The sequence below is a fragment of the Shewanella psychrophila genome, from assembly GCF_002005305.1.
Lineage (GTDB): Bacteria > Pseudomonadota > Gammaproteobacteria > Enterobacterales > Shewanellaceae > Shewanella > Shewanella psychrophila.
The window spans coordinates 2,575,116-2,590,258 of the sequence record NZ_CP014782.1; the positions used below are offsets into that span (position 1 = coordinate 2,575,116).

Consider the following 15,143-nt stretch of genomic DNA (forward strand, 5'->3'; position numbering starts at 1 on the left):
GCATTAATCACCGAAGTCATCTAACAGAATGTTTTCCTCTTCGACGCCCAGGCTCTCAAGCATGTTAATGACAGAGGTGTTCATTATCGGAGGGCCGCACATGTAGAACTCACAATCTTCCGGCGCCTTGTGATTCTTAAGATAGTTCTCATAAATCACATTGTGGATAAATCCGGTGTAACCATCCCAGTTATCTTCGGGGAGCGGATCGGACAGGGCTACATGCCAGACAAAGTTTTCATTCTCCGCCGCTAACTTATCGAACTCGTCTTGATAGAAGACTTCACGGGTAGAGCGTGCACCGTACCAAAAACTCATCTTACGTTTAGTGTGTTCGCCTCTAAGCTGGTTGAAGATGTGAGAACGCATGGGGGCCATACCCGCACCACCACCGATAAACACCATCTCGGCATCAGTTTCTTTCACGAAGAACTCACCGAAGGGGCCCGATATTGTCACCATGTCACCGGCTTTGAGGTTAAAGATGTAAGATGACATCTTGCCCGGCGCGACACCCTCTGACGGCGGCGTGGCGATACGCACGTTGAGCATGATACGGCCTTTCTCATCCGGGTAATTCGCCATAGAGTATGCACGTAGCACGTCTTCATCGACTTTAGACACCAGTTTGAACAGATCATACTTATCCCAGTCGCCACGGTACTCGTCCGGAATATCAAAATCGCTGTAGTTGACCTGATGAGCAGGCGCTTCAATCTGAATGTAACCACCAGCCTTAAACTTAACGTCTTCGCCTTCGCCTTCGGGGAGCTTCAGCAATAGTTCTTTAATGAAGGTGGCCTTGTTATCGTTTGAGATAACTTCACACTGCCACTTCTTAACACCGAAAATCTCCTCCTCGACTTCAAGCTCCATATCGGTTTTCACCGCCACCTGACAGGCTAAACGACACCCCTCTTTGGCCTCTTTCTTGGTGATATGGTCGCGCTCTGTTGGCAGGATATCGCCGCCACCAGATTTAACCGTTACCCGGCACTGACCGCAGGTGCCACCGCCACCACAGGCGGATGGAATAAAGATATTTTTATTGGCCAATGCCCCAAGCAGCTTGTCACCCGCCGGTGTGGTAATGCTCTTGTCTTCGTCATCATTGATGCCAATTCTTACATCACCGGTTGAAACCAGTTTACTCTTGGCGAATAGAATCACCATTACCAGCAGGCTCACCACGAGGGTAAACATGCTGATACCAATTGCCATTTCCATCGAATCTACCTTCTCTTAATTCAATTCGTTAATTCAAGTTCGTTAATCCAAGTACGCGATTAACTCACTGAATTAAATTGAGATACCTGCGAACGCCATAAAGCCTAATGCCATTAAGCCTGTGGTGATAAATGTAATGCCCACGCCCTGTAGCCCTTCGGGTATGGCATGAAACTTCATACGTTCACGCAGGCCTGCTAGCATCACAATCGCCATGGCCCAACCAAAACCTGAGCCTGCGGCAAACACCACGGACTCACCTAAGGTGTAGTCACGGTTGGCCATGAAAATAACCCCGGCAAAAATCGCACAGTTAACGGTCAATAGTGGCAGGAAGATCCCCAGCGAGTCATAGAGGCTCGGGATGTATTTATCTAAGAACATTTCTAGGATCTGAACCAAAGCAGCGATCACACCGATGAAGGTGATCAGCTGCAAATAACTCAAATCAATCTCAGGGTATCCGGCCCAAGCCAGCGCCCCCGGAGCCAGTACGTTGGCATAAATAAGCTGATTTAATGGCACCGCTAGCATCATCACTACGATAACAGCGATACCTAGACCAAATGAGGTGGAGACCTTCTTAGAGACCGCGAGAAAGGTACACATGCCCATGAAGAATGACAGCGCCATATTGTCGATAAGGGCCGCCTGAACAAATAGATTTATATAGTGTTCCATAACTTTCTCTTACCCTCTCTTACGCTGAATGACATTGATGGCCCAGATCATCAAACCGATCAGGAAGAAAGCAATCGGGGGCAGCTTGAACATCTCGTTGGTTAAGTACCAGCCTCCGTTTTCCACCGTTTTGAGGATCTCGTGGCCAAACAGAGTGCCACTGCCTATCAGTTCTCTCACGAATGCAACGCCCAGTAAGATCACGCCATAACCCATGGCATTACCCAAGGCATCGACCACGGCCATAGGCGGCTTGTTCTTCATGGCGAAAGCTTCGGCGCGGCCCATGATGATGCAGTTGGTAATAATCAGTCCCACAAACACAGACAGCTGGCGAGACAACTCATAAGCGACATCCTGCAGCACCATGTCGACGATGATCACCAATGAGGCGATAATCGTCATCTGCGCGATGATTCGGACACTGTTTGGAATAAGATTGCGTATGGTTGAGATGATCAGATTCGAAAACACCAATACGAAAGTCACCGCTAGGGTCATCACCAACGCCGTTTGCATCGAGTTACTGACAGCTAACGCAGAACAGACCCCAAGTACCTGCATGGCAACCGGATTATTAGAGAAAATAGGCGTCGTCAGTATTTCCCGAGTGGCGGCTAAATTTTTACTCATCTTAAACCTCCGAAGCTTTTAGCTTGTCTAAGAAGACTTTAAAGCCTTCATTACCAAACCAGAATTGAATCGAACGCTGTACACCACGTCCAGTCATGGTGGCGCCACTCACGGCATCGACACCATGAATGTCGCCCTCTTTAGCGCCGCCCTTAACAATTTTCAGCACCGCCTTACCCTTATCATCGAAAATTTGCTTGCCACGGAACTTATCTGTCCACTCAGTCTCATTAAGAAAATCACCGATCCCCGGGGTTTCGCCGTGCTCATAAAACACGATATTCTCGATAGTGTTAAAGTCGGGTTTCAATGCCACATAGCCGTAGATAATCGACCACAGGCCTTTACCATAAATAGGCATAACGACGCTGCTTAGCTCACCTTGTTCATCGAATACCTTGAACACACGGACTTCATCGGCGCGAGAGCGAATTCTTGCGGTATCTTTCTTAGGTTTACGTGACTTTTCAGGATTAATCGCCGCCATACGCTCATCGAAATCCATAACCTGGGTTCGCTCGAGAGCCTCGATTTCCCCCGAGTCGAGATTGATGATCACTGGAGTGACCGATTTTTCGAATATTGTGCGAAAATCTTTCTCACCTTGGATATCCACATCCGATGCCATCAGTACATAACGTTTTAATTCATCACGCTTCTTGACCAGCTTGCGTTCTTTGAGCAGCTCGGCGGTTCCAGTGATCATAAATGAGCACAAGAGGCTGAGGCTGATGATGAAAATCATGGTTCCCACCACGGAATCTTTCTTCAAGGCCATGATTATTTAGCTCCCGAATTGTCATTGCTTAATAACGCTGCAGTGCGCTTAGCTCTGCGCTTAATGTTGGCGCGAGCGACCATGTAATCGAACAGAGGCGACCACAAGTTAGCGAATAAGATGGCTAGCATGATCCCCTCTGGCATTTTCAGGTTCATCACCCGAATGAGAACGGTCATAAATCCAATCAAAATGCCGTATGCCAGCTTACCCTGACGGGTATAAGAGGTCGTCACCGGATCGGTGGCCATAAACATCATGGCGATGGCGAAACCGCCAGTCACTAAGTGCCAAGTCCAAGGCATGGCAAACATGTCATTCTTACTTGAACCAATAAGGTTAAACATCACAGAGGTTAAGATCATGCCAAGCATTACGCCGGCAACGACGCGCCAATCGGCTAAACGCGTGGCAAGCAGTAAACCACCACCTATGAGCAAGGCCAGCGTACTGGTTTCACCAATTGCACCAGGGGTAAATCCAAGGAAGGCGTTCCACCATTGAGGGTCAGAGAAGGCTTGGTACCAGGTATAATCGGCAAAGCTTAACTTACCTGCTGCCGCTTGGGCTAACGCAGTCGCTCCCGAGAAGCCATCGGCAGCCACTAAGAGCCCAGGCTCAGCTACTTGAGTCGGGTAAGCAAAAAAGATAAAGGCTAAACCCGCTAATGCCGGATTAAGGAAGTTATATCCCATACCGCCGAAGAGCTCTTTGGCGATAATCACGCCGAAGGTTATACCCATGGCGACTAACCAAAGTGGCGTCGAGACAGGTAAAATCAGGGTAAACAGTAAGGCTGTAACGAAGAAGCCTTCGTGAAGCTCTTGACCACGCACCTTAGCGAACACCATCTCCCAGAATAGGCTGACTAACAGCGCCGTCAAATAGATAGGGAAATAGAAGCTCAAGCCGTATAAAAACAAGCCCATAAGCCCGGTCTGATCGGTAAGACCGCCGAAGACTAGATTAAATGGGGCGAGCTGCCATACATCCGGAGTCGATAAACCCGAAGCTATCGCAATCTGCGCCTGAAGGCCTAAATTGTATAAGCCAAACAAGATAGCCGGCATTAAACACAGGCCGACTAAGGTCATGGTGCGTTTCACATCGATGGCATCACGAACGTGCACCTTGCCTTTTGTGCTGCGGCCGTGTGCGATGACTAAAGATCTCAGGTATCCCTTCATCGCCTGACCCGGCGCGTAGTAGTCTTCCTGAACGTCAGGCTTTTTGTCTTTATTACTCATTTACCCTTCCCTCTCTATGATGTCGAGGCAGGCACGAAGCTCTTTACCGAAATCGTATTTCCCCGGACAAACAAAGGTACATAATGCTAAATCTTCTTCATCTAACTCTAATGCGCCCAGCTCCTGGGCCTCATCGGTATCACGCACCACTAAGTCGCGCACCAACAAGGTAGGCAATACATCTAAGGGCATCACGCGATCTAACTGACCAAATGCCATCATTGCCCGTTGTGAGCCACCTGTATGAGTGGTCATGTTGAATAACTTCTTCGAACGATTGAAACGTGAGGTCACCGCCCGGGTGATAGAGAATTTGTCTGAGCCACCACGAACCCAAGAGAGCAACTCATGCTCAGAATCTTCGGTTAGTGCGGTGATTTGATTGTGAAAGCGGCCAAGGTAGCTGTGTGGACCCGATGCAGTATGTCCCGAAAGTACGGAGCCTGAAACCACACGGGAGAAACCTGGCTTTAACTCATCTTTAATACTTTCGACGAGCTCGGCACCAAGTTGACTGCGGATAAGTCTCGGATTAACCACATCCGGGCCTGCAATAGATACGATGCGATCGGTGTAAAGCTCACCAGACATAAATAACTTGCCGTAGGCAATCACGTCCTGATAACCAATGTGCCAAACAGCACGTTCGATACCAACTGGCAGAGTAAAATGAATGTGAGTACCCACTAACCCCGCAGGATGAACACCACTAAAACCCTTGGTTTCGACCTGAGGAAGATCATGACCCGGCAAGTTATCACCTTCGTCATGACACAGATAAACCTTATTATCAGTTAAGCGAGTAAGAACCTGCATACCGATTGCAAACGCTTGTTCCTGCTCGGCGATAATAATACGAGGATCGGCAGCTAAGGGATTGGTATCCATAGCTGTAACGAATATACCAGCAGGCGATGAGTTTAATTCAGGTACACGAGAAAAGGGGCGAGTGCGCAGCGCTGTCCACAAACCACTGTTAACTAAGTTGCCTTGAACAAGTTCACGACTCACTTGAGCAATATCGTCATAGGATTCGAAGCTGATGCTGTCATAGCCGTGACACTTTATCACCACCGACTGAAGTACACGGCGCTCGCCACGATTAATCGCCACGACCTCACCACTCGCGGGGGCGGTAAATATCACACCAGGTGTTCTCTTATCTTCGAACAGCGGCTGGCCTTTCTTAACCTGCTCACCCACTTCAACTAACATAGTAGGTTTTAAGCCAACATACTCTTCGCCAAGAATGGCCACATGAGATGACCTAGAGAAATTTTCAATTTCTTGCCTGGGTTCTCCGGCAATAGGTACATCTAGGCCCTTCTTTATTGTTTTAACCTGATCTGAAAAACCTGCCATCACAATCATCAACCATAAAAATTAGGATAATGAATGGTAAATGCTTGTTAACTAAAATACCGATATTGAGGTCACATTACATTCCAGAACTGTAAGCCAACAACGGAATTTAGCTCAGGTTTGTGAGCTATATTTATAAATTACAAAATATGAGATCAACAATGTAGCTTTACAACAAATAAAGCACATAGGCATCCTAGGATCATGAGTTTATTCAAGAAATTGAGTACATAGATTACAGACTATGTATAAACGTTAAGATCTGGTGGGAATATCTTGTAGAGCATGCTGTTTACCGCCCAATTAGATAGAAGCTAATAGCAGCTGCGTTCAACATGCAAGTGCACCACTACTAACTCATTGGCCAGAAGAGACGTTTGGCGCCTTGCTTTCTTTATCCAATATGATCATACCCGCCGTTATTGCCCTCACGGCTCTGGAGTTAAATTCTCTATGGTACAAGGTATAAACTACAAATAAGCTAGCGCCAATAAATAGCAGAGGGTGAAAGAACCAGCATAAGACAGCCATAGAGAAATAATAAGATCTCAGACCATAGTTATAAGTATGCGCCGCCTGATCTTGCACTATGGCCATCTGTTTAGCATAGCTGCGCAGGTTTTCATTTTTACCTTGTAGATCTACCGGGGCAGCCCCCACCATCACATTGAGAAATCCATACTGACGCATAGACCAGGTAAACTGAAAGAAAGCCATCACGAAGATAAAGGTCAGTAAAGCTAATTTAACTTGAATCAGCAAGTGTACTGGGTTGGCGGTATAAGGAATAGTCGCTATTACAGCCTCTAAACGCTCAACTTGCGCAAACAAGGTGAGCACACCGGCGAGTACCAGCATAGTCGTAGAAGCGAAAAAAGTAATGTTACGTTCCAGATTCGCCAGTAAGGCGGCCTCTCCGACTCGAATTTCACGAGTCATTAGCTCATTCATCCAATGGATTCGATGTTGATGCAGACATCTAGCGATACAGTTAGTGGTTTTAGCCTTACGGCGTGCAAAGGTGGTATAGCCCAGCCAACAAGAGATAAAACAGACAAAAGCAAACATATCGAGAGAATAGGCAGACATAGTAACCCTGTATTTAAATAAATTAAGCACCAAACCAGCTAACAGGCTAATACCAAACGACATAATGAACTAGTTGCTATTATGCATCAGAAAAGTGAAATTTTCGAGGTTGTGAGACTTAATAAAACGGTATGGTTACCGTTTCGATTTATGCTCTATGATTGCTAGCAGACAACAGGTGTGATACATAGAAGTTACATATAGATACAAAATAATAAAGGATTATTTATGTTGTTAGTCCCGGTGAAAACATTTCCACTTCTTTTAACCCTAAGCCTAGTTACTCTCGGCGCCTGCTCCGGCGGAGGTAGCCAAGATACCAGTTCTGGTTCAACGGGCTCCACTGGCACAATAGGCGGTACGGGAACCTCTGGCGGAAGCGCTGCAACTTGGGTAGCCGGAAACTTCACTCCCTACGCCAACCTCGCCCAGCAATGTGCTGCGAATCAATCGGGATCAGAATTAACCGAGAAGCTATGGCTGCGTTCATGGAGCGACGATACCTATCTCTGGTATAGCGAAATCCCAGATAACAACCCTGCTCCTTTCACCCTGGCTAAATATTTTGCTCAGTTAAAGACCACTGAACTTTCGGCCACAGGTAACACTAAAGATAAGTTCCATTACTCTATGGCGACTTCTAAGTGGGAACAGCTAAACCAGTCTGGCGCAGCTGTGGGATATGGTTTCAGTTTTAATATTCAGAACCAGGCGGCCAATGTCGATCGTAAAATAACGGTGACTTATACCGAACCAAATTCACCTGCGACTTCGGCCAGTATATCCAGGGGTGCAGTGATACTGGAGATAGATGGTGTAAATGTTAAAGATGCCAACGACGAAGCCAGTATCAAAGTGCTCAATGCCGGCTTATTTCCTACCAATGCCGGTAAACAAACTCGTTTCACCCTACTTGATTTAGGCGTCAGTCAGAGCCGGGAAGTCGCCTTGACCGCACAAACAGTGGTATCGACCCCAGTACAAAATGTCAAAACGTTACAAACAGCTACTGGTAAAGTTGGTTATCTGCAGTTTAATTCTCATATCGCCACAGCCGAGCTAGGTCTTTTCGATGCCGTCAATACCCTCAGCGATGAAGGTATCAATGATCTGGTACTCGATCTCAGATATAACGGCGGCGGCTTATTGGCCATGGCCAGTCAACTTGGCTACATGATTGCCGGTCAGCAAGCCACCAGCAACAAGGTATTTGAGACCAGCACCTTCAACGATAAACATCCCAATACTGACCCCATCACAGGGCAAGCTCTGACGCCTATGCCATTTTTCGGTGAGAGTATCGGTTTCAACACTGGCCTGCTCGGTGCAGGGCAGCCTCTGCCCAGCCTTAACCTATCCCGTTTGTTTGTGCTCACCACTGAAAACACTTGCTCCGCCAGTGAAGCATTGATAAATAGCCTCAAGGGTATCGACATAGAAGTGATACAGATAGGCTCCACCACCTGTGGTAAACCCTATGGTTTCTACCCCACACCAAACTGCGGCACGACCTATTTTACCGTGCAGTTCAGGGGCGAAAATAATAAGGGCTTCGGCGACTATTCTGACGGCTTCGTGCCCAGTTCCAGCCCGACTCTGGACAGTGAAATTGCCGGATGTAACCTGAGTGATGACTTAGGTCACGCTCTGGGGAACACAGACGAGCGCCTACTCAGCGCGGCACTCTATTATCGAGATAACGATATGTGTCCAGCGGTAGCCACGGGAATGGCTAAAGTTAAAGCCGCGATTCCCTTCGTCGATACAGGCTTCGTCGATACAGGCTTCGTCATCCAGGACACTAGGATGCAAAATGTCTTATTCAACAACCGCATCCTGACTCGATAAATAAAGGCTCAATAAATAAAGCCTGATAATCAGCGACTAAAATTGAGAACACTGAAACACTAAGGTTAATCCAAGTGTTCTCAACCCATTTAACAAATGGATGAAGACTTAAGAGAGGAAAAGATGAAACTTAGATACCTAACGGCTGGAATTATCCTCGCCACAGGTTGCTCCTTACAAGCCAAAGATGAGATGGGCGAAGAGGCAAAGCCCGCTGTAATAACCATCCCTTCTCAGGCAAGCAATCAAGAGCTACAACTAGCCATCGGCGAACTGCTTAACGCTCCACGAGTACGGATAGCCACAGATGCTTTCACCCGCAGCAGCCTTTTATCGATTGAGAAGACACCACACCAAGACCCTTCCGGTAACATGATCATGGGTCGTAATTTTGAAATGCCCGTCATGATTCAGCTGATGATTTCGAATAACACTTGTTATGTTCGTGATGAGAATAGCGGCCGTAGCCAACCACTGCCAGAAACTCAATGCCAGGCTGAATAGCCTTTTATGTTAGTAGAAGCTGACAGCCATCAGCTTCTACTTCATTTCAAACATACTGACAGCATTTCTAAGCAAACCTACTGACACCCACTTGCGACTTACCCAGCCCTGCTACACTTAAATTAACTATCGGTCGCTAAAAAAGGAACGGTAATGGATTACTCAAATAGATTCTTTAAGGTTGCGCTGTTAAGCTTTTCCTTATCCGCTACGGTGCTCTCAGGATCCGATGCCATCGCAGCTAACACTCCCTCGAATGCACAAAATGCTTCGAACTCTCATCGAGTATTCCCCTCGGTAACACTTCCTGAACCCGCGAATGGTGAACATGCCGTAGGCTTGCTTGGTGCAAGACTTCCAGAGGTGGCAGCCTGGTACGGTAAAACGACGGCTCAATTTGCCAAGATGATCAGAGAAGACAAGAGTGTCTGGTTAGATAAACAAGGGCGGGTTTTCTATATTGAAGTCGAAGCTGAGAACCAACAGATTCCTACTGAACCAATTACAACACCACAGACGTCGCTAAATGAGCAACAAACCTTCTTACTTCATAGCAAACCAGATGCAGACAGGGTTATTTTTCTCGATTTTGATGGCCATGTCACCACAGGCAGACAGTGGAATACATCTTATAACGTTGGGACAATAACCTCTCCGGCTTATAACACCGAAGGAACCTCGGCTTCTTTCACCCAAGCTGAACTCGATAGGATCTACCTGATGTGGCGTCAAGTTGCAGAAGACTATGCCCCCTTTAATGTTGACGTGACAACTCAGGAACCTGCACAAGCCTTAATCACTAACTCAGGCAGCGGTGATTCACAATTTGGTACCAGAGTCGTTATCACTCAGGATAACTTCGCTAACTGTGGCTGTGGTGGCTTCGCCTATGTCGGTGTGTTTAATTACGTCGGTGATAGGTACAAACCTGCATTCGTATTTAATTCAAGTGTGGTTGGAGCCGGAGAAGCGATCTCTCATGAAGTTGGCCATAATTTAGGACTTTGGCATGACGGTCAAACCGATGGCACAGGCTATTACACAGGCCATGGCTCTGGCGTGACTGGCTGGGCTCCCATAATGGGGGTGGGTTATTATCAGCAACTAGTACAATGGAGTATGGACACCTACCCGCTAGCTAATGAACCTGCTGACGATATCAATGATATTCAATATTACGGTGCCCCCTTGATACCAGATGACCATGTCGATGGCATGAATATCGTCAATGACGTTACAGCAATGACAGTGACGACAAATGGCACCACAGACCAACTCGATGCATTCGGCCTTATCCACCTCAGCAGCGATCAAGATATGTTTAAGTTTGATGCCGCCGTTGGTAGCTATAGCATCTCTATTCAACCTGATGATGTCAGCCCGAATTTAGACATAGAAGCCAGCCTCTATGACAGCGGCGGTGCCTTGCTACAAACGGACAATGTCGCAAATATTCTTTCGGCATCATTGGACGGCAGCTTTGCCAGTGACGGCACCTATTTCTTAAAAATAGATGGTGTTGGAAAAGGCGATCCTCTAAACGGCGGCTACCCAGATTACGGTAGCTTAGGTCAATACATTATATCCGCAACAGTACAAAGCCCATCAAACCTCCAAGGACCCACAGCGAATATCAGCACTTCAGGTTACTTGCCTGACTATGCGCCGACCTCAGTTTATTTTAGCAGTGCAGGTTCGACAGACGATCTTGCGATTGTCAGCTATAGCTGGTTATTCGGTGATGGAACAGGCGAAACCACAAGCAGCCCAGCAGAAGACCCCACTCATGAGTATCTTGCCCCAGGGGAATATATAGCAAGCCTGACGGTCACTGACAGTGACGGATTAAGCGCTCAAGACTCAGTGGCCGTGTCCGTACTAAATAGAGTGCCCGTCGTAGCCATTGCGGCATCACCACTTACAGGCCAGGCTCCACTAGAGGTCACCTTTGGCAGTACAGGCTCGAAGGATGATGACCCCCAAAGCAGCATCAACTTCGATTGGGACTTTGGCGATGGTACAAGTTCAACAGAAGCTAAGCCAACACATATTTATACTGCTGCCGGTGATTATACCGCGACTCTCACTGTCATGGATAACTTAGGCGCAAGCGATACAGCTAACATAGCTATAGATGTTGAAGCGCCTGCCTTTATCAATCAACTCGCCTATGGCGAAATTTTCACAGCTGGCACAGTCAGTGGTAACTACCATGATTCGGCCCTTGATAGCGGCTCGAGTCAGACCATTACAGAACGCCAATCCGGCGGTAAGAAAAAGAACCGATATAGTTATCTGACCCATACTTGGCTGTTCAGCATCGCATCGGGCAGCTCAGTGGAGATACATCTTGATGCTAGTATGTCCAATTCACCCGATGATCAAATGATCCTCTCTTACTCATTAGATAATGGCGCTAATTATATTGATTTTGCAGCCCTATTAAGTGATGACAGCGGCCATTACAGCACCATGTTGCCACAAGGTGTCAGCGGAGAAGTCAGAGTAAGAGTTAAAGATAGTGATCAAAATGCCGAAAATATCGCTTCATTCGATAGCATTGCAGTGTCTAACCTCTATATCCGCTCTGAAACTGACGCAAGCCTGACTAATCCTGTAGCGCCTTCAGGGTTAGTAGCCACTCCAGTTTCATCGAGCCAGATAGATCTCAATTGGACGGATAATTCATCGGATGAATCTGCATTTCACATAGAAAGGTCTCTGGATAACATTAACTGGAATGCTGCAGGTACAGTGTCTGCCGACACGAGTAGCTACAGTGATACAGGCCTCGCCGCCAACACCGACTACTATCACAGGGTCTATGCATCTAATGGCGCCGGAAACTCTGAAAAGTTCACCACAGGCATTGCGACTAAGACTCCAGCAGCGAGTGAGCTCAACTTAACTGCCATAGGGCGTAAAGACAAAGGCGTAAAACATATTGACCTTACCTGGGCAATCTATCCCCTTATCGATGTCTATCTCGATGATATGAATACGCCATCTTTTTATGGCACAGATATAGAAGCCGAACTCATCACAACTCCCTATGAGTATGATATCGATACAGGTATCAAGGGGGGTGGTAGCCATAAAGTGAAGGTATGTAATGCCGGCGGTGGTGATTGCTCGCAAGAGGTCACTGTTTACTTCTGAACTCCCTAAATAGAAGCAGTTTGATTAGACTAAACGCGGCTAAAAGCCGCGTTTTTTTATTTCAGATCAAAATCACAAAGCCTGTAATTCCACAGACTTTGTCTGGGGCATGTAACATAAACCATCCTCGGCGCAGCCCTGAAAACGCACCTTGGCCTTACCCGTCCCTTCGAATGGAACCCGTACAGTGAGCGGCTTAAGATAGATACCCACCTTGCCAAAATAGGCGTCTTCTTTCTGCTTCGCCGCAACAGAAAATATCGGTTCACCAAAGGTCAATTCAGGGGACGTTGACTTAAATGACAACCGCTTCTGGTAGAGATAATAACCAGGGGCAGTATCGAAGCTTATAATCAACTCATTTCCAACCACACTTTGACTGTATGGAAAAGCCTGTTGCACAGGTAGGAACTCTTTTTGGGTTTGCGCCTGCACAAACACGCTGAACATTAGGCAGGATAAGATAAATACTCGTCTCATTATTGAATAAACTCCGCGTTTTGATGAAGGGTTAACTTGTCGTCAATAAGGGCAAAACCGATTGAATCTGGTACATCCAATGTCGGCTTTATGGTTAGCGCAGTACTGAATATTCCCGCTTCTAAAGCCGTGTCTGCAACCACTGTGGATGACAGTACCTGAGGGTGTACTCCTCCTTTAGATAAAATGTGTGATGTTTGAACATCACTGAATTGGTAATAACGCTGATAATGAGCCGAGGTAGTAAGCGCCTGATTACTCAAGGGCAGAGAGAAGAAAGGTTTTTGGGTATCTTTAGGACTGAGCACGGCCACAACAAAGCCACTGCCGTCACTCTTGTGACCAAAGGTGCGAATGTCACCACCAAAATTAATTAAGGCTCCGGTGACCCCAGCAGCTTTGGCCAGTTCCACCGCTTGATCGACGCTACTCTCCTTGATCACTCCACCAAGGTCGAAACGGGTTTCTTCATGAGAGAAACACAGAGTCATCTCCTCGAGCGACCAAGTTGAGAGCCCCATAAAGGGTTCCATGCGGGTATATAACTGCTCCCGACTCAAGTCCGGCTGACTGGCCTTGAGGTATTTAAGGCTGCCAATGGTGATGTCGAAGATACCTTGACTAGCAATACAATGTTGACGCACATCCCGCAGAATCGTCCATGTTTCACGATCGAGTGTCACACTATTAGCTTGGCGCGAGTTAATCTGTCTGTTTAGCCAAGACCCCTCATCATGGAAGTTATATTTAGCTTCCAGACGCCGGGTGTTTTCCTCGATAGCCAGAGCCAGAGCCTCGGCTTCATCGGCAAACAAGATGACTTCACAGGGAACTGTCATGGCTGTAAAGCGGTGAATAAGATCTGGTTTAGAATTCATAACTCGCCCCAACTACCCACCACTGACTCTCATAGCCATTATTTCTGTCATAGTAGGCAGCTAAAGCATTGAGACGCAATCGCTTAGTCGCCTGCACACTGATCCCAAGCTCATAGGCATTGGCATCGAAATCCCCCAGACGCAGATCCGATGTGGCGTACCCAGTCGCAGCGAATGAGGGATCTGAGGAGTCTGGATCCACAAAGAAATCTGCCGCTGTCTGGGTGTACCAGAAATAACCAGGGGTCAAGATCAGCCAGTCCAACAGTTCAATATTCAGTTTACCGCCGATCTGATGGGAAGTGACGCCCCAGTCATCGGTAAAATACTTATAACGCGGGCGTATCACTACCGATGAGCCTAAGCTATAAAAGGTCTGAATATTGATCCCACCGGATAGTCGTTTATCCGGACGAGTATCCTGTCCCAAAAAGACCTCATCGTCCGCGATCACACCATCATCATCTAGGTCTATCTCACGTAACACGGTTAAGTAATGGTTACTCAAGTACCCGGACTTGTATCCGGCAAAAAGGGTAAATGTGGCATAGAAGTTTGCGGTAAAAATCTGAGATAGCCCAAGCTCAACATCACTATTAAAGATATCTTGCCACTCTTGGGTGTTACTAAAGTTCTTATACTCCTCAAATGCCAAGGTCTTATCGAACAGTAAGGAGCCTCCAATGGTATAGGAGCGATTCTTACGACTGTCGGCATAGACCAACACCTTTCCATTAATCCCCATGCTTTCATAATCTTCCTCCTGGGAGTAATTAAGCCCCAGACTCCACTCATCACGCTTCTTGTCTCTGTAGGTCAAATTAGCGCTGGTAGAATAGCGGGTATCCTCGAGCTCAAAGGCCTGCACCGCATAGGCATCGCGATAAGGGTCATAACCCGCTCGGATCACCTCTGTAGTTTGATCTTGGGCCAACTGGGTTTGCTTGGCTCGATTGAGCAAGTCCTGGTTGCCTGATACCGGTGTTGTCGGGCCCCAAGCGGGAGACGCACCGGACACAGTGTCGTAACCTAACTCTGCCGTTAAAGTCCAGTCCAGGCCAAAATTCTTCTCCATGGAAAGAATATTATCGCCAGCCTTAACCTTGTCACCGTACTCCTTGAAGTTCATATGATGAACCGAAATATGATCCGCCGCCTCGACTTGAGCCGGTAAAGATAATGCGCCTAAGCCTGAGGCTGCTACGCCGCTTAGGATTGTCAGTGTTAATTTTTTACTCATTGATATTCTTATTTAAA

The 15,143-nt window shown here is 47.2% G+C and carries 13 protein-coding genes; 3 read left to right on the forward strand and 10 right to left on the reverse strand.

The window, feature by feature from the left end; genetic code table 11:
- Positions 1–3: 3 nt before the first annotated feature.
- From nqrF to sps_RS11135, 7 genes are all read right to left on the reverse strand, one after another.
- Positions 4–1,227, reverse strand: coding sequence for an NADH:ubiquinone reductase (Na(+)-transporting) subunit F (gene nqrF, locus sps_RS11105; protein ID WP_077752587.1), 1,224 nt, complete (start codon positions 1,225–1,227; stop codon positions 4–6).
- 72 nt (positions 1,228–1,299) lie between these two features.
- Positions 1,300–1,908: an NADH:ubiquinone reductase (Na(+)-transporting) subunit E gene (gene nqrE / locus sps_RS11110; protein ID WP_077752588.1), complete on the reverse strand. Its 609-nt coding sequence runs from the start codon at positions 1,906–1,908 to the stop codon at positions 1,300–1,302.
- Positions 1,909–1,917: 9 nt separating this feature from the next.
- Positions 1,918–2,541: an NADH:ubiquinone reductase (Na(+)-transporting) subunit D gene (locus tag sps_RS11115; RefSeq protein ID WP_077752589.1), complete on the reverse strand. Its 624-nt coding sequence runs from the start codon at positions 2,539–2,541 to the stop codon at positions 1,918–1,920.
- A gap of 1 nt (position 2,542) precedes the next feature.
- Positions 2,543–3,319, reverse strand: coding sequence for a Na(+)-translocating NADH-quinone reductase subunit C (locus sps_RS11120; RefSeq protein ID WP_077752590.1), 777 nt, complete (start codon positions 3,317–3,319; stop codon positions 2,543–2,545).
- A 2-nt stretch (positions 3,320–3,321) separates the two neighbouring features.
- Positions 3,322–4,566: an NADH:ubiquinone reductase (Na(+)-transporting) subunit B gene (locus tag sps_RS11125; RefSeq protein WP_077752591.1), complete on the reverse strand. Its 1,245-nt coding sequence runs from the start codon at positions 4,564–4,566 to the stop codon at positions 3,322–3,324.
- The gene (locus sps_RS11130) at positions 4,567–5,928 is read right to left on the reverse strand and encodes a Na(+)-translocating NADH-quinone reductase subunit A (RefSeq protein ID WP_077752592.1); all 1,362 of its coding nucleotides are present in this window, start codon (positions 5,926–5,928) and stop codon (positions 4,567–4,569) included. It lies immediately after the preceding gene.
- 357 nt (positions 5,929–6,285) lie between these two features.
- Positions 6,286–7,017, reverse strand: coding sequence for a DUF599 domain-containing protein (locus sps_RS11135; protein ID WP_077755647.1), 732 nt, complete (start codon positions 7,015–7,017; stop codon positions 6,286–6,288).
- A gap of 228 nt (positions 7,018–7,245) precedes the next feature.
- Here sps_RS11135 and sps_RS11140 point away from each other — a divergent pair, with 228 nt between their 5' ends.
- The 3 genes from sps_RS11140 (at position 7,246) to sps_RS11150 (ending at position 12,528) form a co-directional block, all read left to right on the forward strand.
- The gene (locus sps_RS11140) at positions 7,246–8,865 is read left to right on the forward strand and encodes a S41 family peptidase (RefSeq protein WP_077752593.1); all 1,620 of its coding nucleotides are present in this window, start codon (positions 7,246–7,248) and stop codon (positions 8,863–8,865) included.
- Positions 8,866–8,988: 123 nt separating this feature from the next.
- Positions 8,989–9,369, forward strand: coding sequence for a hypothetical protein (locus sps_RS11145; protein ID WP_077752594.1), 381 nt, complete (start codon positions 8,989–8,991; stop codon positions 9,367–9,369).
- A 153-nt stretch (positions 9,370–9,522) separates the two neighbouring features.
- Positions 9,523–12,528 (forward strand): PKD domain-containing protein, encoded by a 3,006-nt coding sequence (locus sps_RS11150; RefSeq protein WP_077752595.1) that lies wholly within the window; start codon positions 9,523–9,525, stop codon positions 12,526–12,528.
- 72 nt (positions 12,529–12,600) lie between these two features.
- Here the strand turns inward: sps_RS11150 and sps_RS11155 are convergent, their stop codons facing one another.
- From sps_RS11155 to sps_RS11165, 3 genes are read right to left on the reverse strand one after another with little or no spacing between them, the layout of a single operon-like run.
- Positions 12,601–13,008: a protein-disulfide reductase DsbD domain-containing protein gene (locus tag sps_RS11155; RefSeq protein ID WP_077752596.1), complete on the reverse strand. Its 408-nt coding sequence runs from the start codon at positions 13,006–13,008 to the stop codon at positions 12,601–12,603.
- Entirely contained in the window at positions 13,008–13,886 is an 879-nt protein-coding gene (locus sps_RS11160; protein WP_077752597.1) for an FAD:protein FMN transferase, read from the reverse strand. Before sps_RS11160 ends, sps_RS11155 begins: the two co-directional genes overlap by 1 nt.
- Positions 13,876–15,126 (reverse strand): DUF3570 domain-containing protein, encoded by a 1,251-nt coding sequence (locus tag sps_RS11165; RefSeq protein WP_077752598.1) that lies wholly within the window; start codon positions 15,124–15,126, stop codon positions 13,876–13,878. Before sps_RS11165 ends, sps_RS11160 begins: the two co-directional genes overlap by 11 nt.
- Positions 15,127–15,143 lie beyond the last annotated feature (17 nt).